At 72.2% G+C, this 20,616-nt stretch carries 16 protein-coding genes; 11 read left to right on the top strand and 5 right to left on the bottom strand.

What is annotated here, in order from left to right; translation table 11 throughout:
* Nucleotides 1-259: transposase (locus tag FF36_RS22175; RefSeq protein WP_242422568.1), on the top strand; the 259-nt coding region annotated here is incomplete at both ends.
* A gap of 301 nt (nucleotides 260-560) precedes the next feature.
* A complete protein-coding gene (locus FF36_RS22180; protein WP_236706196.1) occupies nucleotides 561-1,889 on the top strand; it encodes a wax ester/triacylglycerol synthase domain-containing protein in 1,329 nt (442 codons plus the stop codon).
* 139 nt (nucleotides 1,890-2,028) lie between these two features.
* On the opposite strand, the gene FF36_RS22185 is transcribed toward FF36_RS22180, so the two are convergent.
* Nucleotides 2,029-2,940, bottom strand: a complete 912-nt coding sequence (locus tag FF36_RS22185; protein ID WP_044887074.1) for an SDR family oxidoreductase — start codon at nucleotides 2,938-2,940, stop codon at nucleotides 2,029-2,031.
* Nucleotides 2,941-3,052: 112 nt separating this feature from the next.
* Here FF36_RS22185 and FF36_RS22190 point away from each other — a divergent pair, with 112 nt between their 5' ends.
* Nucleotides 3,053-3,592, top strand: a complete 540-nt coding sequence (locus FF36_RS22190; RefSeq protein ID WP_242422740.1) for a TetR family transcriptional regulator — start codon at nucleotides 3,053-3,055, stop codon at nucleotides 3,590-3,592.
* 26 nt (nucleotides 3,593-3,618) lie between these two features.
* A complete protein-coding gene (rox, locus tag FF36_RS22195) occupies nucleotides 3,619-5,283 on the top strand; it encodes a rifampin monooxygenase (protein WP_242419414.1) in 1,665 nt (554 codons plus the stop codon).
* A gap of 31 nt (nucleotides 5,284-5,314) precedes the next feature.
* Here rox and FF36_RS22200 read toward each other — a convergent pair whose 3' ends face one another.
* On the bottom strand, nucleotides 5,315-5,668 hold the full coding sequence (locus tag FF36_RS22200; RefSeq protein WP_044887077.1) for a VOC family protein: 354 nt from the start codon (nucleotides 5,666-5,668) through the stop codon (nucleotides 5,315-5,317).
* 43 nt (nucleotides 5,669-5,711) lie between these two features.
* Between FF36_RS22200 and FF36_RS22205 the strand changes: the two genes are divergently transcribed.
* Nucleotides 5,712-6,089 carry a dihydrofolate reductase family protein gene (locus FF36_RS22205; protein ID WP_242419413.1) on the top strand — a complete coding sequence of 126 codons (378 nt, stop codon included), beginning with the start codon at nucleotides 5,712-5,714 and terminating at the stop codon, nucleotides 6,087-6,089.
* Nucleotides 6,090-6,272: 183 nt separating this feature from the next.
* The gene (locus FF36_RS22210; protein ID WP_044887078.1) at nucleotides 6,273-8,015 is read left to right on the top strand and encodes an amino acid adenylation domain-containing protein; all 1,743 of its coding nucleotides are present in this window, start codon (nucleotides 6,273-6,275) and stop codon (nucleotides 8,013-8,015) included.
* Here the strand turns inward: FF36_RS22210 and FF36_RS22215 are convergent.
* Nucleotides 7,985-9,790 carry an ABC transporter ATP-binding protein gene (locus FF36_RS22215; protein WP_044887079.1) on the bottom strand — a complete coding sequence of 602 codons (1,806 nt, stop codon included), beginning with the start codon at nucleotides 9,788-9,790 and terminating at the stop codon, nucleotides 7,985-7,987. The two genes, FF36_RS22210 and FF36_RS22215, sit on opposite strands and share 31 nt — an antisense overlap.
* Nucleotides 9,787-11,538, bottom strand: coding sequence for an ABC transporter ATP-binding protein (locus FF36_RS22220; RefSeq protein WP_242419412.1), 1,752 nt, complete (start codon nucleotides 11,536-11,538; stop codon nucleotides 9,787-9,789). Before FF36_RS22220 ends, FF36_RS22215 begins: the two co-directional genes overlap by 4 nt.
* 325 nt (nucleotides 11,539-11,863) lie before the next feature.
* On the opposite strand from FF36_RS22220, the gene FF36_RS22225 reads away from it, so the two are divergent.
* The gene (locus FF36_RS22225; protein WP_242422742.1) at nucleotides 11,864-12,877 is read left to right on the top strand and encodes an iron-siderophore ABC transporter substrate-binding protein; all 1,014 of its coding nucleotides are present in this window, start codon (nucleotides 11,864-11,866) and stop codon (nucleotides 12,875-12,877) included.
* 88 nt (nucleotides 12,878-12,965) lie between these two features.
* Here the strand turns inward: FF36_RS22225 and FF36_RS22230 are convergent, their stop codons facing one another.
* Nucleotides 12,966-14,339: a lysine N(6)-hydroxylase/L-ornithine N(5)-oxygenase family protein gene (locus FF36_RS22230; RefSeq protein ID WP_044887081.1), complete on the bottom strand. Its 1,374-nt coding sequence runs from the start codon at nucleotides 14,337-14,339 to the stop codon at nucleotides 12,966-12,968.
* Nucleotides 14,340-14,681: 342 nt separating this feature from the next.
* On the opposite strand from FF36_RS22230, the gene FF36_RS22235 reads away from it, so the two are divergent.
* From FF36_RS22235 to FF36_RS22250, 4 genes are all read left to right on the top strand, one after another.
* Nucleotides 14,682-15,776, top strand: a complete 1,095-nt coding sequence (locus tag FF36_RS22235) for a FecCD family ABC transporter permease (protein WP_052681310.1) — start codon at nucleotides 14,682-14,684, stop codon at nucleotides 15,774-15,776.
* A complete protein-coding gene (locus FF36_RS22240) occupies nucleotides 15,773-16,855 on the top strand; it encodes a FecCD family ABC transporter permease (protein WP_044887083.1) in 1,083 nt (360 codons plus the stop codon). Before FF36_RS22235 ends, FF36_RS22240 begins: the two co-directional genes overlap by 4 nt.
* Nucleotides 16,856-17,100: 245 nt before the next feature.
* Nucleotides 17,101-18,843, top strand: coding sequence for an ABC transporter ATP-binding protein (locus tag FF36_RS22245; protein WP_082122135.1), 1,743 nt, complete (start codon nucleotides 17,101-17,103; stop codon nucleotides 18,841-18,843).
* On the top strand, nucleotides 18,836-20,524 hold the full coding sequence (locus FF36_RS22250; protein WP_044887084.1) for an ABC transporter ATP-binding protein: 1,689 nt from the start codon (nucleotides 18,836-18,838) through the stop codon (nucleotides 20,522-20,524). The genes FF36_RS22245 and FF36_RS22250 overlap by 8 nt, the downstream gene beginning before the upstream one ends.
* Nucleotides 20,525-20,616: the final 92 nt, after the last annotated feature.

A 20,616-nucleotide genomic window follows, 5' to 3' on the forward strand; every position in this document is an offset into this window, starting at 1 on the left:
CCCCCACGCCGAGCGGGTGGTGCTGGTCATGGACAACCTCAATACCCACGGCATCGCCTCGCTCTACGAGGCCTTCGACCCCGCCGTCGCGTTCGCTCTCGCCGGGCGCCTCGAGATCCACCACACCCCCAAACACGGCTCCTGGCTCAACATCGCCGAGATCGAACTGGCCGCACTGACCCGCCAATGCCTCGACCGCCGCATCGACGACCTCGACGTGCTCAACACCGAACTCGCCGCCTGGCAGACAGCCGTCAACNCCGACCAGCGCCAAGTCCACTGGCACTTCACCACCGCCGACGCCCGCACCAAACTCCGCCACCTATACCCCAAACATTAGTGGCGACGGTCTACTAGCCTCGCGCGGGCACCGCGGACACCAGACAAGCCGCCCTGTCCCCGTCCCCGCGCGGGGACGGGGACAGGGCGGCGGCTTCGGATCCTCGCCGGACCGTCCGATCGATGCTGGCGCAGGGAAGATACGGACGCCGCCACGGCGCGGGAACTCGGGCTGCTGCGATGATTCCCAGGCATACCCGACCGTGGAAGGGGAGGGCACCGTGCACGATCGGTCTCTGACGATGGGCGATCACGCCTTCCTGGCCTTCACCCGCCGTTTCCCCGGCGAGTTCCTCGACATCGGTGTGCTGTTGTACGTCGGCGGGCCGCCGCTGGACCTCGCCGGTCTGCGGGCGCACGTCGCGGACCGGCTTCGTGCGGCGCCACGTCTCACCGAACGACTCCAGTCCGTCGCGTCGCCTGCTCAGGACAGCCACGGCCGCGGGGCGAAGGCCGAGCAGGCCTCGCCCCGGTGGGCCTCGCGTGGCGACGTCAACGTGGACGATCATGTGGTCGTCACCGCTGTCCCGGAGGGGTCGGGCGACGAGGGCCTGCGTCGCACGATCGATCGGCTCGCCACCCGGCCCGTCGACCTCGGTCGACCGCCGTGGATGCTTCACCTCCTGCGCGGGCACTCCGTCCCCGGCACCCTGGTGCTCTATCGGGCGAGTCATGTGCACCAGGACGGCGGGGCCCTCTACCGGGCGTTACACCTGCTGTTCGGTGAGGGGGACGAGACGGCCCTGGCCCTGCCGCCGGCGTTTCCCGTCCCCCGGACGGGGGACTACCTGCGCCTCGCCGGTCGCAACCTGCGGGGGCTGGCACCCACCCGGGCCCTGGCGGCCTGGGGTGGGCCGGCCCGCGGACCGGCCCGCCACACCTGGGTGACGACGGAACTCGACGCGCTGCGGCGGATCGCCCGACGGCATGCGGTCACAATCAACGACGTCTATCTCGCGGCCCTCGCCGGCGCGCTGCGGCAGTGGTCGCTGCCGGAATGGCGCCGGCCGCATCGGCCCATCCACGCGCTGATGCCCATCAGCATCCGGACCAGCGCCGAACAGGAGCTGATGTCCAACTTCACCACCGGGGTCCGCCTCGCCCTGCCCTGCGGCGAACCGGATCCCGGCCGGCGGCTCGTCCGCGTCGCCGCGCTCACGCGCCGGTTGAAGCGGGGCGGTGGCCTGGGCGTGGTCGAGCGCCGGCATCTCGCCCTCGCCGAGCTGTCGCCCGGTGCCTCGCAGCGTTTCCTCGCCCACGTCGCAAGCTCGGGCGCGCGCACCCGCGAGGTCGCTCTCGTCGCCTCCAACCCGGGGAGCCTGCGCTGCCGGTTGGCCGTCGCGGGGCGGCCGGTGACCGGACTGGTCGGGCTGCCTCCGCTCTTCGTCGGCCGCCAGCACCTCTCCGTGGGCCTGTTCGGCTACGGCGAGCATGCCCGTGTCACGTTCACGGCGAGCGCGAGCGTGCCCCGCCAGGAGACGCTGGCGGACCTGTGGCTGGCCGAACTGGGGGAGCTCGCGGAGCTGGCGGCCCGCGGCTCGCGCCGGTGACGCTGATCCTCCGGCCGGCGCCCCGGGCGCTACGTCGGTTCGGCCTTCCCGGTCAAGATCGATCCCGCTCGGCTGTGGCGAGCGCCGCACAGCGAAGAGCGAGCGCCGCACAGCGAACCTGCACCCGCGACGGATCCGCTCAGCCCTGCCCGAAGTAGTGGCCCTGCTCCAGGTCCTCGATGAGTCCCGGATGCGCCGGCTCCCACCCGAGCACCTTTCGTGTCACCTCGCTGGAGGTCGGGTTGTCCACCCCCACGAACGCGCCGAGGAAGGAGAAGCGCTCGCCGGCGTCCGAGGCGGAGACGCTGGTCACGGGCAGGCCGGTCCCGCGGCCGATGGCGGCCGCGATGTCACGGAAGGGGATGCCCTCGTCGGCGACCGCGTGGAGCCGGCTCCCGGCCGGGGCGCCCTCCAGCGCCAGCAGGTACACCCGCGCCGCGTCGAGCGTGTGCACCGAAGGCCACCGGTTGGCCCCGTCCCCCACGTACGCCGACACGCCGGCCTGCCGGGCGACGCCGATCAGGATGTGCGCGAAGCCGTGGTGATCGAGCGAGCTGTGCACGATCGGAGGTAGCCGGACGATCGACGACCGCACGCCGCGTTCGGCCAGCCCGATCACGAAGTTCTCGGCGTCGACCCGCGGACCGCCGGGAGCGAAATCGGCCTCGGTGCCCGGCCGTCCGGTGATGCCCGCGAGGGTGAGCATGAGCGTGCCGGAGGAGGTGACGAGCGGCTTGCCCGTCCCTTCGAGGGCCGAGGCGAGCGCCTTGATGGCGGCGAAGTCGGCGGCGATCGCGGCGGGGAAGTCGCCGGACCCCATCAGGTCGTGCTTGAAGGCGAGGTGGATGACGCCGTCGGCCGCCCCGGCGGCCTCGCGCAGCCCGTCGAGATCGTCCAGGTCGCCGCGCCGGACCTCGGCGCCTGCGGCCGCGAGCGCCTCGGCCGAGCTGTCCGAACGCGCCAGCCCCACGACCTGATGGCCTGCCTGCAGCAGCTCGGGCACGACCGCCGAGCCGATGTGTCCGGACGCGCCAGTCACGAAAACACGCATGGGAACCCTCCCGGAACGCTGATGTCACCTGGTGCCATCACCTTAACATGGCCATGACACCAGGTGTCATCGCTAGTCTGGTCGCATGGGCAGATGGCAGCCGGATGCGCAGGTGCGGCTACAGGAGGCGGCCCTGGCCCTCTACGGCGAGCGCGGGTACGAGGAGACGACCGTCGCGGAGATCGCGGAACGCGCGGGGCTGACGAAGCGAACGTTCTTCCGGTACTTCACGGACAAGCGTGAGGTGCTGTTTCGGGGCTCGGAGCTACTGGAGCAGCAGATGGTGGCCGCCATCGAGGCCGCCCCCGCGTCCGCCTCGGCTCTCGGCCTGATCGGCGCGGCGCTGGACGCCGCCGCCATCCGGTTCGAAGAGGTCCGTGAGTTCGCCGGCCCGCGGCACCGGATCATCGCCTCCAGTCACGAGCTGCAGGAACGCGAGCTGATCAAGGCCGCGTCACTGGCCGCCGCCATGGCAGGGGCGCTGCGCGCCCGGGGGCTCGGCGACACCACCGCCGCCCTCGCCGCCCGCACGGGCACGACCATCATGCACGTCGCCTTCGAGCAATGGGTCGAGGACCCGGACCAGACGCCGTTCCAGCGGATCGCCAGGGATGTTCTGGCGCAGCTCCGGGAGATCGCCTCGACCGGATAGTGCAAAGCCTCGCCTCCACAGGAAGAATGGCGACTTCCTGTCACTCTCAATGTATAGCACACTGGGGGGCTTGCGGCAAGACCCGGGTCGTGCTGCAGAATCGCCGGCGAAGCCAGAACCTGTGGAATTCAGGGATTCGCGACGTGCGTGTGTTCGCGTGTGTGCGCGACCGGACCGGACCGTGCGGAGCCGCTGGCCGAAATGCAATCTCAATGAATGGGCGGTTCATGATTGACGTGATCATTGTCGGCGGCGGACCGACCGGTTTGATGCTGGCCGGCGAGTTGCGGCTGCACGGCGTGCACGCGCTCGTGGTGGACAGCGAGGCGGCGCCGACCGGGCACGCCCGCGCGCTGGGTCTGCACGTGCGCAGCATCGAGGTGCTGGACCAGCGCGGTCTGCTGGAGCGGTTCCTCGCGCTCGGCAAGCAGTACGCGGTCGGCGGTTTCTTCGCCGGCATCACCAGGCCGTGGCCGGACCGGCTGGACACCGCACATTCGTACATCCTCGGCATCCCGCAGAACAGCACCGAGCGTCTGCTGACCGAGCGCGCCACCGAGCTCGGCGCCGAGATCCGGCGCGGCACCGCACTGGTCGGACTGAGCCAGGACGAACACGAGGTGACCGCCGCGCTGGCCGACGGCACTCGGCTGCGCTCGCGCTACCTCGTCGGCTGCGACGGTGGACGCAGCACGGTGCGCAAGCTGCTCGGCGTCGGCTTCCCCGGCGAGCCGACCAGGGTCGAGACGCTGCTGGGCGAGGTGGAGGTGACCGTGCCGCCGGAGACGCTGGCCGCCGTGGTGGCCGACGTCCGCAGGACCCATGTGCGGTTCGGTGCCATTCCCATCGGCGACGGGGTGTACCGCATCATCGTGCCCGCCGAGGGGGTGGCCGAGAACCGCTCGGTCCCGCCGACCCTCGAGGAGTTCAGGCAGCGGGTGCGGGTGTTCGCCGGCACCGACTTCGGCGCGCACGCACCGCGCTGGCTCTCCCGCTTCGGCGATGCCACCCGGCAGGCCGAGAGCTATCGAACCGGCCGGGTGCTGCTGGCCGGCGACGCGGCGCACATCTACCCGCCGATGGGCGGCCAGGGCCTCAACCTCGGGATCCAGGACGCCTTCAACCTCGGCTGGAAACTGGCCGCCGAGATCGGCGGCTGGGCCCCGGAGGGGCTGCTGGACAGCTACCACACCGAACGGCACCCGGTCGCCGCCGACGTGCTGGACAACACCCGCGCACAGGCCGTGCTGCTGTCCCCCGAGCCGGGTCCGGCATCAGTGCGCCGGCTGGTGTCGGAACTGATGGATTTCGACGAGGTGAATCGATATCTGATCGAAAAGATCACTGCGATCGGGATCCGCTACGACTTCGGCGACGAGCATCCGCTCGTCGGCCGCCGGCTGCGGGATGTCGGGCTGAAGCGGGGTCGCCTCTACGGGCTGATGCACGGCGGCCGCGGACTGCTGCTCGACCAGACCGGCCGGCTTTCGGCGGCGGGGTGGGCAGATCGGGTCGACCACGTCGTCGACGTCAGCGAGGAACTGGACGTGCCCGCGGCGCTGCTGCGGCCGGACGGCCATGTGGCGTGGGTCGGTGGCGATCAGCAGGATCTGCTCGACCAGCTCCCTCGGTGGTTCGGCGCCGCCGTGCCGCGGGACGCGTGGGTTGAGCCGCCCCCCGCTGGCCGGTGACCGGCCAGCGGGGGAGCGGTTCGAAGGTGCGTCAGCGCGGAAGCGACTTGTAGAAGACCAGGCCGTTGCCCTTGTTGTCGTACACCACGGCGCGGCGCTCGTGAGCGTCGTCGTAGGGGCCCTTCACGATGGCGCCGCCGTTCTCCTCGATCGCCTTGGCTGCGCCGTCGACGTCGTCGGTCTTGATGCCCACGACGACCTGGCCGGGTATGGGATGATCGACCGCGGTGGCCAGGGCGATGGTCACGGAGCCGCCGTCGAGAGCCGCGTAGTGGGCACCGTCGCGGAACTTCAGCGGGAAGCCGAGGGTCTCGGTGTAGAACTTGATCGATTCCTCGAGATCGTCCGTCGACAGGACGATCATCCGTACCTGCTGGTCGCTCATGGGTGCCTCCTAGGACCGGATCGGTTCGGCGACCCGCACCGGCGTGGCGCAGAACCGGTGGGTTCGCGGGTTCCGCGAGAGTCGGTACATCAACAACCTAGACCCTGACGGCCGTCGTGGAGCCGGAGTCGCGGGGCGCGTCCGGCACCCCGAGGGTGGCCCGATCATCGTCCCTGGCAGCGCCTCGCTGAACCACGGACTCTTCGACGCGGGCCTGATCGACCGCTATCACCCGCTCGTCTTCCCGCTGTTGCTCGGCGCGGGCAAGCGGCTGTTCAGCACCACGGACCAGGACACCCGGAAGCTGACGCTGGTCGAACACGGCGTCTACGCCAACGGCCTGCGGAAGAACGGCTTCGCCATGCCGCGGCGGGGTCTCGGCGCCGGCCGCGGGGCTGGTCGGCGAGGGGCGTTCCCTTGACAGGAGGCGCGACTGACTACAAGCTGGCAAAGTCTTAGCTAAACCTAACCTTATCTACGCGTGTGCCTACCTTATCGGCGCGGGCCGCCGGTGATCGGTGACTGCACGGGTTCCGCCCCGGGGACACACCCGACCCGTGGCTCCGCGCGGCATCGGACCGCCGCCCCGGTGCACCGAGCACAGATGGGAATGGTTGTGAGCCTGCGCTCTGAGGAACCTGTGCCGCCGGCCGGCTCGACCGAGCCGCCGACGACGCTCGAAGGCTGCAACGACGGCACCCTGCCCGCGCTGACCACGACCGTCGCCGATCTGTTCACCGCCCAGGTGCGACGCTCGCCGGACGCGGCCGCTCTCGTCGCCCCCGGAGTGCGGTTGACCTACGCCGAGCTCGGCGCCCGGGTGTTCCAGCTCGCCCGGGCGTTGCGGGCCCGCGGTCTCGGGCCGGAGGACGTTGTCGGCATCCGGCTGATCCGATCCGCGGAGATGGTCGTCGCGGTGCTGGCGGCCATGGTCGCGGGCGGGGCGTTCGTTCCGGTCGAGCCGGCCTGGCCCGAGCAGCGTCGCCGGCGGGTGTTGGCCGACGCGCGGGCCCGGCTGATCGTGACCGGCCCGGAGGCGCCGGCGCCGGCCGGCGGGCTGGTGGACGGGGTGTCGGCCGTGCCGGTCGAGCTGGGCGCCTGGGCCTGGGGCGCCGAATCGTCCGAGCCGCTCGACCTGCCGATCCTGCCCGCGGGGCTGGCATATGTGATCTTCACGTCCGGCTCGACCGGGACCCCCAAGGGGGCGATGATCCGGCACGACGCGATAGCCGAACGGCTGCGCTGGCAGGTGAGGGATCTGTTCGCCTTCGGCGCGGACGATGCGTCCCTGTTCAAGGCGCCGTTGTCGTTCGACATCTCGATCAACGAGATTCTGCTGCCGCTCGTCTGCGGCGGCCGGGTGGTCGTCGCGGAACCGGACGGTGAGCTGGATCCGGGATACCTGCTCAAGCTCATCGAGGGGGAGCGGGTCACCTTCGTCTACCTGGTGTCGTCGATGCTGGACATTCTGCTGGAGGCGGCGGAGGGGACGCCCGCGCTCAGCTCGCTGCGGCATGTGTGGTGCGGTGGCGAGGTGCTGACCCCCGCGCTTTTCGCGCGTTTCCGCGCTCAGGTCGACACCGCGCTCTACCACGGGTATGGCCCGGCCGAGACGACGATCGGTGTCTCGCACGTCATCTATCGGGACAGCGCCGAGCGTCTCGCCGCCTCGATCGGCCGACCCAATCCGCACACCCAGCTCCACGTCCTCGACGACGCGCTGACCCCCGTGCCCTCCGGCGCGGTCGGCGAGCTGTACGTGGCCGGTTTTCTGCTCGGCCGCGGTTACGTGCACAACGGGGCGCTGACCGCGTCGCGTTTCGTCGCCAACCCGTTTGCCGGTGACGGCGCGCGGATGTACCGGACCGGTGACCTCGCCCGCTGGAACAGCGCCGGCTGGCTGGAGTTCGTGGGCCGCGCCGACAACCAGGTGAAGATCCGCGGCATGCGGCTGGAGCTGGAGGAGGTCGAGGCGGCGCTGGCCGAGCACCCCCGGGTACGGCGGGCGGCGGTCGTGCTGTCCCGAGACGTCGCCGCGCCCCGCCTGCTCGCCTTCGTCGTGCCCGCCGTCGCCGTCGCCGAGGCCGTGGTCGCCGAGGCCGTGGTCGCCGAGGCCGTGGTCGCCGAGGCCGAGCGGGCCGGGGGCGGGACGTTCGCCGACGAGGTGCTGGCCTGGTGCGCCGAGCTGCTGCCCCGGTACATGGTGCCGAGTGCCGTGACCGTGGTCGACACGCTCCCCGTCACCGCCGGCGGGAAGGTGGACCGCCGGGCACTGACGGTGTCGCCACCCTCGACCACCGACCGACTCCCAGCGCCTCACGGACTTACCGGCGCGGCGGGCTCCTGATCGTCGCGGCGCAACCGCCAGCCGCGCGCGCGTTCGCGTTCACGCCAGAACGCGGCGTACCGGCCGTCCCGGGCCAGCAGCTCGTCGTGCCGGCCGCACTCGACGACCCGGCCGCCGTCGAGGACGGCGATCTGGTCGGCTCGGACGATCGTGTCCAGCCGGTGCGCGATGATCAGGACAGTGCGGTCGGCGGCGAGCTCGGCCAGGGCGGCGTGTACGGCGGTCTCGTTCTCGGTGTCGAGGGAGGCCGTGGCTTCGTCGAGGAGCACGATCGGCGCGTCCTTGCACAGGGCCCGGGCGATGGCGACGCGTTGGCGTTCGCCGCCGGACAGCAGTCGGCCGCCCTCGCCGACGCGGCTGGCCCAGCCGTCCGGCAGCCGGGCGACGATCGCGTCAACCCGCGCGCGGCACGCCGCGTCGCGGACCTGCTCCGGGGTCGCGTCGGGGTTGCCGAAGCGGATGTTGTCCTCGACGGTGCCGTCGAGCAGGTAGACGTCCTGGAACACGAGCGCGATGTGGTTGAGCAGGTCGCGGCTGGTGAGGTCGCGGACGTCCACCCCGCCGATGCGCACCGAGCCGGAGCCGACGTCGTGGAAGCGGGCGATCAGCTTGGTGACGGTCGTCTTCCCCCCGCCGGAGGGGCCGACGAGCGCGGTGGTGCGCCCGGCCGGGATCGTCAGCGTCAGGCCGCTCAGCACCTCGGGACTCGTCCCCTCCTCGGGATCCGTCGCCTCGAGGCTCGGGCCGTGGGGGCTGCCGGGATAGGCGAAGTGGACGTCGGTGAGCTCGATCCTGCCCTGGTCGATCCGGCGGCCGGTGACGGGTTCCGGGAGCGGTTCGACCGCCAGGAGTTCGTCGATCCGCTGGGCGGAGGCCTGCGCGGAACGCACCGCGGCGCTGAGGCCGACCAGGGCGTCAAGCGGGCGGAGCAGGCTGATGCCCAGCACGACGAGGACGATCATCCGGGTCGGGCTGAGGTGATGGTGCGTGACCAGCGCGAGGCCGGCGAGGAACAGGGCCGTGAAGGCGAGCTGGATACCGAGCGCGCCGAGATACTCGCCCGGCAGGGAGCCGACGATCTCGCGCCGGGCGGCGCGGTGCTGGGCGGCCAGCGCCTCGTCCAGCGCGGCCCGGCCGGCGGCGGTGCTGCCGGTGGCCCGCAGCGTCGGCTGGGCGCCGGCGAACTCGACCAGCCGGCTGCCGGCCTCGACGGTCGCGGCGTGGTTGGCCGCCTCGGTGCGTTCGGTGAGGCGGCTGCCGATCGAGACGGCGACGAGCACGATCGGGACGGCGAGCAGCGCGGCGAGCCCCAGCCGCCAGTCGAAGCCGAGCATGAACACCCCGATCGTGACCGGGGTCAGGACCGCGCCGATCAGGGCCTCGGCGAAGAAGACGGTGGTGGCGACCCGTGCGACGTCCCCGATGATCAGCTGTGGGACCTGGCTGGCCGACGGACCGTCGAACCAGCCCAACGGCAAGGTCAGAAGCTTGTCACCGAGTCGTGCGTAGAGCGCGCGCCGCCAGGCCGAGGACAGCCGCAACGCCCGCGATCCCAGGTAGTAGTGCGCGCACCAGCCGGCCGCCGCCGCGGCGGTGAGCGGGATGAGCCACCAGGCCGCAGTGGCCGGGTGGCCGTCGATCAGGGCGGTCAGCAGCGGGACGAGCACTCCGAAGGCGACGCCCTCGCTGACGGCGTAGCCGGTCACGGCCGCCAGGTACCGGCCCAGCGGCCGGTGCTGGTCGGCCGGGACGAGGCCGCGCAGGTGCGCGGTCACGCCCGACCGCCCTGCTGGGCCCGCCAGAGCCGGGCGTAGCGTCCGTCGGTGGCGAGCAGCTCGTCATGGCGGCCGTGCTCGACCAGCCGGCCGTCGTCGAGGACCAGGATCTGGTCGGCCTCGGTGACCGTGTACAGGCGATGTGCGATCACGAGCAGGGTCCGGCCCGCGGCCAGCTCGGCCAGCGCGTCCTGGATCGCGGCCTCCGAGTCGGGGTCGGCGAACGCGGTGGCCTCGTCGAGGAGCACGATCGGCGTCCCGGCCAGCAGGGTGCGGGCGATCGCGACCCGCTGCGCCTCCCCGCCGGAGAGGTGCGCGTCCTCGCCGACCACCGAGTCGTAGCCGCGCGGCAGTGCGAGGATGCGGTCGTCGACGGCCGCCGCGCGGGCGGCGGCGCGCACCGCCTCGTCGGACGCCTCGGGAACGGCCAGGGCGATGTTGTCGCGGATCGAGCGGCGCAGCAGGACGACGTCCTGCAGCAGGAACGCGACATTGCGGTACAGCTCGTCCCGGTCGATGTCGCGCAGGTCGACCCCGCCCAGCCGGATGGCGCCACCGGTGACGTCGGCGAAGCGGGCCAGCAGCATCGCCAGCGTCGACTTCCCGGCCCCGGACGGGCCGACCAGTGCCGTCACCGTGCCCGGCCGGAGCGTCGCGCTGACGCCGCGCAGGACACCGTGGCCGTCCGGGTAGCGGAAGTGGACGTCGTCGAGTTCCACCGTCAGTGGGGTGCCCACCGGGCGGGCGCGGGCGGGCTCGAGAACGGGCTGGCGGGGTTCGCGCAGCAGGTCGCCGATGCGGACCGCCGCGTCCCGGGAGCGTTCCCGCAGGTCCTGGGCCAGGTAGATCGGGGTGATCTGGTCGAACAGCCCGACCCCGAGGAGGGCGAAGGCCACGAGGTCCACCGGATCGCTCCACCCGGCGGCAACCAGCCCGGTGCTGACGGCAGCGACCGCGAACAGGATGGTCGCCGGGGCCACCGTCGCCCGGGCCACCCCGCGGGGCCGCAGGAAGATGCGCTGGGCCTGCTCGTCGGCATCGACATACTCGGCCGCGGCGGCGGTGAACCGGGGCGCGCCCCGGCCGCGGGCGAACGCCTTGACGACGCTGATGCCCCGGACTGTCTCGAGCACGGCCGCGGTCAGCTCGTTGTTGGCCGCGGCGATCCGGCTGACCTGATCGGTCGCCCGGACCGCGAGCCGCATGCGGATCGCCTGGGCCGCGGCGACGAGCGCCACCGTGACCAGTGCCAAGGGCCAGTCGACCCAGAGGAGGTAGCCGACCACCACCGCCGGGCCGGCCACCGCCGAAGCCAGGTCGCCGCGAGCGTGGGCCACCGCGTGATGCAGCGTCGCCACGTCGTCCTGCACCGTCGCGCGCATCCGGGCCGAGACCCCGCCGGCGAACCAGCTCAGCGGCAGCGCGCTCACCTGCTCGGTCAGGCGCCGACGCAGCAGGTAGGCGAGGTCCGCGTCGGCGAGATGACTGAGCAGGCCTGCCGCGGCGTAGAGCGCGAAGCGCGCCACGAGCAGGCCGACCGCGAGCCAGGCCAGCGGCCACACCGACTGCCCCGGCCCGCTCAGCAGCCGGCGCGCGATCTCCACCAGCGCGACTGCCGGGGCGATCGCCAGCACCGTGGCCAGAGCCTGCAGTGCGGCCGCCAGCGTGATGCGACCGCCGACGGGACGTCGCAACTCGGCCAGGTCGAGCGCGGCGCTGCCGGTCGCCATCAGGTGGAGTGGGCCCACGGCGCGGCCGGAGCCCCCCTCGACGAGTGGGACGTGGCGGGTCGCGGCACTAGATCACTCCTCCCAACCGATCTCGGGGCACTAGGTAGGGAAGGTTAACCTAATCCACCGGATGCGGGAAGGCGGATGGGTACCTGGCGGACCCGGTGGTCCTGCCGTCGGGGCCCGCCTACGGAGCCTGGTCGCCCTGTCCATGGGTTGACGAGTTCGGTCAACTTAGGTTAGGTATACCTAACATTCTGGGCAAGCAATCTGCCTGCTGTTTCCGACCATGCGGGCACGCCGCGGCACGCGGATGATCGCCACAATCGAGAAAGTTGTGCTGGTGCGAAAAAGACTGAAGCTGTTGGCTGCGGTGTTCATGGCCGTCGCGGCGCTGGTCGTTGCGGCCGGCTGCGGCAGCGGCGGCGGTGGCGACGACGGCGGTGGCGACGACGGCGGGACGGCCGCGTCGGCGAGCGCGGCAACGAGTGTCTTTCCGGTGACGCTGAAGAACAAGTTCGGCGCCACGGTCATCAAGTCCCAGCCGAAGCGGGTCATTGCACTCAGCTACGAAGAGGACACTCTGGCGACGCTTGGCCTCACACCGATCGCGTACGGGAAGAACGAGTACAAGCCTGACGGCGTCTTTCCCTGGCTTGCGGGGAAGATCGACCTGTCGAAGAGCGCCGCCCTCGACACCAGCGGCGACCTCAACCTCGAGCAGATCGCCGCGCTGCGCCCCGACCTGATCCTGGCCACGAACTTCTACAGCCTGGCCGACTACTACGACCGGCTCTCCAAGATCGCGCCGACCGTCGGCTATACCGACGACGCCGGCATCGCGACCTGGCAGGAGAACAGCACCATCGTCGGCAAGGCCGTCGGCCGGGACGCCGACATCCAGAAGGCGATCGCCGCAACCACAAAGATCATCCAGGGGGTCAAGGGCGACCTGCCCGGCCTGGTCGGCAGGACGTTCAGCTACTCCTTCTACTACGAGCCCGGCGGTCTGGCGGTCATCGACGACCCGAAGACGGTGTCGGTGCAGCTCTACGGCGAGCTCGGCATGAAGCTCGCGCCCGGTGTGACGACCAGCGTGGTCGACCGCTCGCTGAGCATGGAGAAGCTCGGCGCCCTGGACGCCGACTTCATGCTGATCGGGTACGCCACCCCGGCACTGAAGACCGAGATGAACGCCAACAAGCTGTTCACCGAGATTCCGGCGGTCAAGGCGGGCCGGGTCCTGCAGGTGGATGCCTTCACCGCCGGCGCGGTCAACAACCCGACCATCCTCAACATCCCGTGGCAGCTCGACCAGCTCAAGCCGACCCTCACCAAGGTCACCGCGACCGGCTGATCCGCCCTCGTCCCGACCCGGGCTCGTGCGGCACGCGCTCGTCACCGCGCGCCGCACGAGCCCGCTTCGACCCGCGAGACTTTTCCGATCAGCGCGACGCCAGCTCGCCGAGCTCGCCGCTGCGCCCGGCTCCGGCTCCGGTCCTGGCCGCCTGCGCCTCGGCGCTGCGCGCGGCCACCGACTGCACCAGTTCGCCGGCCCGGATCGCGATGTTGGACAGCAGCGTCGAGGAGATTCCGTGCGAATGCTCGGTGGCGCCGAGCACATACAGGTCGGCGCCGGAGTCGGGCCCGGTCATCAGGCGGTAGTCGCGGCCGATGAGCAGCCGGCCGGCGGCGTCGTCGAGGCAGTGCTCGGCCATCGTGCCGAGAATGCGCCGCGTGTCCCGGGATCGGTATCCGGTGGCGAAGACGATGACGTCGGCCTCGATGGTCTCGCGCTGTCCGGTCGGCATGAACTCGACGTCGACGGCGACGCCGTCGTCGAGCCGGCGCAGGTCCGCCAGCCGGGAGGCACGCATGATGCGCAACCGCTCCCGGCCGTGCACCTTCTCCTGGTAGACGCGGCGGTACAACTCGTCGATGAGGCCGATGTCGACCACCGAGTAGTTCGTGCTTCGGTGATAGGCGTTGAGCATCTCCTTCACCGGGGTCGGGGACTCGTAGAAGTCATCGACGGCGGCCGGGTCGAAGATCTGGTTCGCGAACGCGCTGTTGTCCGCCGGGCTGTATCCGTAGCGGGCGAAGACGGCCATCACCTCCGCCTGCGGATATCGGGTGTGCAGGAACTCGGTGACCTCGGCCGCGCTCTGTCCCGCGCCCACGACGACGAACCGCTGGCGCACCGCAGCGGGCATGTCGGCCACCCGGTTCAGCAGGTCGTAATTGTGCCAGACTCGCTCGCCCAGCTCGATGCCGGGCGGCGGGCTCGGTTCGAGCCCGACGGCGACGACGACGTTGCGGGCCCGACGGACGATCGTCTCGCCGGTGTCGCCGCGCACGCTGACGACGTCGATCAGCGCGATCTCACCGCCCACCAGCACGGGCCGTAGGTCGACCACCCGGGTGTCGTATTCGACCATGTCGTCCACCCGGTGGGCGGCCCATTCCAGGTAGTCGTGGAATTCCTGGCGCAGCGGGAACATGGTCTTGTGGTTGATGAAGTCGACCAGTCGGTTCCGTTCGTGCAGGAAGGAAAGATAGCCGAAGTCGCTGACCGGATTGCGCAGCGTCACCAGGTCTTTGAGATAGCAGACCTGCATGGTGGCTCCTTCGAGGAGCATGCCGCGGTGCCAACCGAAGCGGGGTTGTTGCTCCAGAAACGACACCCGTAGTGCTGCCGCGGGGGACACGGTCGCGTTGTGTTCCCTGGCGGCGATCGCCAGAGCCAGGTTCGAAGGACCAAAACCGACTCCGACGATGTCCCAAATGCCGAGGTCTGCGGACGCCGGACGTCTTGCCACAGCCGATCCTCCGGTCTCCGGGCGCACCGACTAACTGTCGGTAGCAAAATTGGCGCGCTCAGTAATTTTAAGTAAACCTAACTTATCTTCCGAGGGTCGCCGTGACGTGTCAAGCGGTCTGCCGGCGCCGACGCGGCGATGCCCTGGCGGTCGGGGCCGCCGAATCGACGACCTTTCGATGACGTTGATTGGTGATCGCCGCCCGGCGCGGATGGCGGGCGGGGCTCTGGACGCGACGGGCGTTGCCGGGCTAGCGTCCGGCTCAATAAAGTTAGCCTAGCCAAAGTTAGGCTGACTTAACCATCGACAGATTGTGGGGCGAGAAGTGCGGATAGTGGCGAAGTGCAGATAGTGGCGGAGGGTGGGCCGCTCGCGCTAACCCCGGCCGCCGTGACGGCGTCCACGGCGCCGCCGGCCCGGATCGGCCCACGTGGCCGGCACTCGGGGCGCGTCCGCCTGGCGGGCCTGGCGGCGGCGGTGCTCGCGCTGGCCGGGATGTGCCTGCTCAGCCTGCGGGTAGGCGCAAACCATCTGCCGTTCGCCGTGGTCTGGCGGGTGCTGTGGCACGACGACGGCTCGTCGGCCGCCACCATCGTGCACGATCTGCGGATCCCTCGCACCCTGCTCGGCCTGGCCGTCGGCGCCGCGCTGGGGGTGGCCGGCGCGCTCACCCAGGCGCTGACCCGCAACGACCTGGCCGAACCGGGGCTGCTCGGCGTCAACATGGGGGCCTCCGCCGCTGTCGTCGTGGGGATCTCGGTGTTCGGTGTGACGAGCCCGGCCGGCTACGTGTGGTTCGCCTTCGTCGGTGCCGGGGTCACCTCGGTAGCCGTCTTCGCGATCGGTTCGGCCGGTCGCGGTGCCGCGACACCGGCCACCCTGGTGGTGGCGGGCGCGGCGGCGACCGCCCTGCTCGGCGCGTTCGTCAACGCCGTCCAACTGCTCGACGTCACGACGTTCGACCAGATGCGGTTCTGGGACGTCGGCTCCCTGTCCGCGCCGGGCGCCCCCGCCCTCGCGGCCACCTGGCCGTTCATCGTGGTCGGCATCCTGCTGGCGGTCGGCCTCGCCCGCCCGTTGAACGCACTCGCCCTCGGTGACCAGTCCGCCCACGCGCTGGGCGCCCACCCACACCGGGCCCGGGCGAGAGGAGCGCTCGCCATGGTCCTGCTGTGTGGGGCGGCGACCGCCGCCGCTGGTCCGATCACCTTCGTCGGCTTGGCCGTCCCGCACGCGGCGCGGGCGATCGCCGGGCCGGACCACCGGTGGGTCCTGCCGTACTCCGGCGTACTCGCCGCGATCCTGCTGATCGGGGCGGACCTGGTCGGGCGGGTGATCATCGCCCCGGGGGAACTGCGGGTCGGGGTCGTCGCCGCCTTCGTCGGCGCGCCGGTCTTCATCGCGTTGTGCCGCCGAGCCCGCCTGGCCCAACCGTGACGGGCCCCGCGCTCGGCGGCTTCGCGCCGGCCGGCGAGCCGCGCTGGCCGTCGGGCCGCCAGCGGGTCCGGCGGTTCGGCGGCGATGCCGTGTCCGTGCGGATCTCGCCGCGGGCCGTCGCGGTCAGCGTCGGGCTCGGCGTGGTGATCGTGGCCGCCGGGCTGGTGGCGTTGACCACGGGCGACTACCCGATCCCGGTCGGGGATGTGCTCCGCGCCCTGCTCGGGCACGCCGACGGCGGGACGGACTTCGTCGTCAACTCCCTGCGGCTGCCCCGCCTGGTGACCGGCTTGCTGGTGGGCGCCGCGCTGGCGCTGAGCGGATCGATCTTCCAGAGCGTGTCGAACAACCTGCTCGGCAGCCCGGACATCCTCGGATTCACCACCGGCTCGGCCACCGGGGCGCTCGTCGTCCTGCTGGTGCTGCGCGGAAACGCGGCGGAGGCGTCGCTCGGCGCGGTGGCCGGCGGCCTGCTCACCGGCGCGCTGGTCTACGCGCTGTCCCGCCGCCACGGGCTGGCCGGACCGCGCCTGATCCTGATCGGGATCGCGGTCGGCGCGCTGCTCATCTCGGTCAACTCCTACCTGATCACCCGGGCGACACTGGCCGCCGCGGTGGCCGCCCAGGTGTGGCTGATCGGCAGCCTGAACAGTCGGGGGTGGGACCAGGCCTGGCCGCTGGCCCTCGCCCTGGTGATCCTGATGCCCGTCGCCCTGTTCCACGGCCGGCGGCTGGCCTACCTGGAGATGGGCCGGGAGACCGCCCAGACGCTCGGCGTGGACGTCGAGCGCAGCCGGCTCCTGCTGCTCGCGGTGGGAGCGGCGCTGGCCGCCACGGCGACGGCCGCCGCCGGGCCGGTCGGGTTCGTCGCGCTCACCGCGCCGCCGCTGGCTCGCCGGCTCACCGCCGCGCCGGCGCCGCCGCTGGTATCGACCGCGCTCGCGGGAGCCGCGCTGGTCGCGGTCGGCGACCTCGCGGCCCAACGCCTGTTCGCCCCCGTCCAACTGCCGGTCGGCGTGGCCACCGGTGCCGTCGGTGGGGTGTATCTCGCCGCCCTGCTGCTTCGGCGGCGGGCGTGACGGGCGTGACGGGCGTGACGGGCGCGGTCGGCGCGTCGGTCCGGCTGGACGGGACGCCCGCGAAGAGGTTGACGTTGCGCAGGTACTTAGGTTAGCTATACCTAATATGTCGGGTGGACGGTCACCGCCCGCCGTCGCCGATCACACGGGCTGCGGGCCTTCAGCCCGTCGCCCCGACCCGTGGCCCACCAGCCCGGGCGGTGTGGTCGGACGACGCGGGCCCGATCCAGTCAAGGGCGGTGCGCGTGAACGGCTCGACCGGCAGCCGGCTGCTGTGGACGCGGCTGCGCGGGCTACGGGGCGAGCTGATCCTCGGCGCGTTGGCCACGGTGGTCCAGCAGGCGGCGATGCTCGCCCTGCCCTGGTGCGTCCAGCGCGCACTCGACCGCGGCATCACCGCGCGCTCGGTGCACGGCACGGTCACCTGGGTCGTCCCCACGCTGCTGGTCGCCGTGGCGTTCATGCTGGGTGGCATCGGCGGCCTGTGGTGGTCGGGCCGGGCCGCCGCCCGCGTCGCCCACGGGCTGCGCGCGTCGATCGTCGCGCGGGTGGCGGCCTTCGACCGGCCCGCCCTCGCCCGCTACGGCCACGGTGATCTGGCGATGCGGGCCACCCGCGACGTCGACCTGGTTCGGCTGTGGGTGCAGAGCCTGGCCATCTGGGTCCGGATCGTGGTCACGGTCGTCGTCGTGCTGCCCGCGTTCGCCCTGCTCGACCCGTTGCTGCTGGTCATCGGGGTCGTGACGATCCCGCTGGTGGCGCTGGCGAACGCGTACTTCCCCGGCCGGTTCGACGCGGCCAACACGGGCCTGTCGGAGGCGTTCGGCGCCCGGGCCGACGCGGTGGACGACCTGCTGTCGGCCAGCGCGGCGGTGCGTGGCCTGGGCGGCGAGTCGGCGCTGGTGCGCCGCCATCACGACCGCAGCGCCGCCCTCACCGACCACACGATGGCCACCGCGCGCGTCTCCGCGTCCTGGACCGCCGTCCCGCCGGCCGTCCCCCGCCTCGCGATCGCGGCGGGCCTGGCCAGCGGGGGGACGGCCGCCCTGCACGGCGACCTCACCGTCGGCGGCCTGGTCGCCTTCACCTCGTGGATGACCACCCTGACGCTGGCCGTCACGATCGCGGTGGATCTGCTCTCCTCGCGTGGCCAGGCCCGTGTCGCGGCCGCCCGGATCGCCGAGATCCTCGACACGCCGGTCAGCGACGACGACCCGGTGGACGCCGAGACCCCACCGGCGGGCGGTGCGTTGGTGGCCCGGGGCGTGACGGCCGTCCGCGCCGGGCGCCGGGTGCTCGGTCCGGTCGACCTGCACGTCGCTCCCGGCGAGTTCGTCGCGGTGACCGGCCCGACCGGCAGCGGCAAGACCACCCTCGCCCGCGTGCTGTGCCGGCTGGAGGACCCGGCCACGGGCGTGGTCAGCCTCGGCGGGGTCGACCTGCGGCGGGTCACCCGGGTCGAGCTGGCCGGCCGGATCGGCCTGGTGCCGCAGCGGCCGCTGATCCTGGCCGGGACGGTCGCGGACAACCTTCGCGTCGGTCGGGCGGTCGAGTTCTCGGCGCTGCGCGCGGCCTGCGAGGTCGCCGCGGTCGACGAGTTCGTGGCCAGCCTGCCCGACGGGTTCGACACGGCGCTGGGGGAGCGCGGCGCGACGGTGTCCGGCGGTCAGGGCCAGCGCCTCGCCCTGGCCCGTGGCCTGATCGGCCGGCCGGGCGTGCTGATCCTCGACGATGTCACCGCGGCGGTGGATGCCGCGACCGAGGCCACCATCCTCGCCCGGCTGCGGGCGTGGGCGCCCGAGGTCGCGCTCGTGGTGATCTCGCACCGCCCGTCCGTGCTCGCCGTCGCCGACCGGGTGATCCGGCTCGGGACGGACGGCACGCCGACCGCCCAGGACGGGGCCGCCGGGCCTGCCGGCGCGGCCGCGGACCCGGCCGAGGGCACCGGAGATGATCACATCGTCGGGGTGGGAGGCGTCAGTGGCTGAGGTCCGGATGCTGGCCGAGGAACCGTCGACGGCGGGGGTGTTCCGGCGCTTCTGGCCCTACCTGCGCCCGCATCGTGTGATCATGACCGTCGCGTTGCTGGCCAGCGTCGCCAGCACGGCCGCGGTGGTGGCCGTCGCCGCGGCCATCGGGTGGGGCGTCGACGCGGTGACCGCCGGCGACCGATCCCGGCTGTGGTGGGCTGTCGCCCTGCTGACCGCGGTGGTCCTGGCCCGCCTGGTCATGCTGCGCTGGTCGGAGATCCTGCTCTCCGACGCCGGCGAACGGACGATCCGCGGTCTGCGTGACCTCGTCGTCGAACGCCTCGCCCGCGCCCCGCTGCGCTTCATCGAGGCCCACCGCACCGGCGACCTGCTACGCCGCTCGACCGGCGAGATCGCGGACCTGACGCTGTTCCTGCGCGACCAGCTCCCCAACCTGCTCGGCGTCACCCTCACCATCGGACTGACGACGGTGATGCTGCTGGTGTACTCGTGGCTGCTGTCACTGCTGCTCATCGCCCTGTTCCTGCCGATCGCGATCGCCGTGCTGGCCTGGTTCAACCGGGCCTCCCCGGAGACGTTCGGCCGGCAGGCGGCGGCGGACGCGGCGATGACCGCGACCTTCACCGAGTCGCTCACCGCCCAGGAGGCGCTGGTCGCGCCGGGGCGGCCGGACGAGTGGGTCCGGCGGTTCCGGGCCGACAACGACGAACTGCTGGCGGCGAACGACCGGGCCGTCGCCGTCCAGAGCCGGTTGGAGCTGTTCGGGCTGCTCGAAGGGCTGGCCACGGCGGCGCTGCTGCTGCTCAGCGTCTGGCTGGTGCGGGCGGGGCAGCTCAGCGTCGGCACCGTCGTCGTGTTCGTGCTCGCCACGCGCAACCTGTTCGAGAGCATGCTCACCCTGTCGGGGCTCGCCGGCCAGGCCCAGCTCGCCCGGGTCGGCCTCGCCCGGCTGGTCGACCTGCTGGACGCGCTGCCGCCGGCCGACCCGCCGCCGGCTTCGTCGCCGGCTCCCGACCTGCCGCCGCGGGGCGACCTGGTCGCCGAGCGCCTCCGCTACGCCTACGCGCCGGGGGCGGACGTGGTGCGCGACGTCTCGGTCGCCTTCCCGGCCGGCGACCGGGCGAGCCTGGTAGGCGTCACCGGATCCGGCAAGACCACGCTGGCCAAGCTCCTCACCGGGCTCTACGAGCCGGATACGGGCTCGGTGAGCTACGGCGGGATCGATCTGCGGACCGCGTCGCCGGAGCAGGTCCGGGCGCGCATCGTCCTCATCCCGCAGCAGGTGCACATCATCACCGGCACGCTGGCCGAGAACCTGGCGCTCGCCCCGGGAACGCCGGACCGGGCGGCGATGGCGCGGGCGGTCGAGCTGCTCGGCCTGACCGAGTGGGTCGCCCGGCTGCCCGGCGGGCTCGACGCCGACCTGGGGACGCGCGGCGAGCGACTGTCCGCCGGCGAACGGCAGATCGTCGGGCTACTGCGGGCCGCGCTGGTCGACCCGCCGGTGCTGCTGCTCGACGAGGCCACCGCCGACCTCGACCCGGAGGTGGCCGGCCGGCTGGAGACCGCCGTCGATCGGCTCCGGTCGGGCCGGACGCTGGTCGTGATCGCGCACCGCCCGGCCACCATCGCCCGGTTGCCGCGGACCGTCCGCGTCGAGGCCGGCCGCCTGAGGTAACCCCCCGCGGGTCGTTTGCACGTACGAGCTGGGGTTTTTGCCTGATAAGGCTGGACGCGCCCCAGTAATTTAGGTAAACCTAACCTTAGACA

This window comes from Frankia torreyi, from assembly GCF_000948395.1.
Taxonomy (GTDB): domain Bacteria; phylum Actinomycetota; class Actinomycetes; order Frankiales; family Frankiaceae; genus Frankia; species Frankia torreyi.

What these genes read in the sequence shown, in the direction of transcription:
- FF36_RS22185 (WP_044887074.1), bottom strand. Translation starts at nt 2,940, where the DNA reads ATGCGTGTTTTCGTGACTGGCGCGTCCGGACACATCGGCTCGGCGGTC.
- rox (WP_242419414.1), top strand. Translation starts at nt 3,619, where the DNA reads ATGGCGACTTCCTGTCACTCTCAATGTATAGCACACTGGGGGGCTTGC.
- FF36_RS22200 (WP_044887077.1), bottom strand. Translation starts at nt 5,668, where the DNA reads ATGAGCGACCAGCAGGTACGGATGATCGTCCTGTCGACGGACGATCTC.
- FF36_RS22210 (WP_044887078.1), top strand. Translation starts at nt 6,273, where the DNA reads ATGGGAATGGTTGTGAGCCTGCGCTCTGAGGAACCTGTGCCGCCGGCC.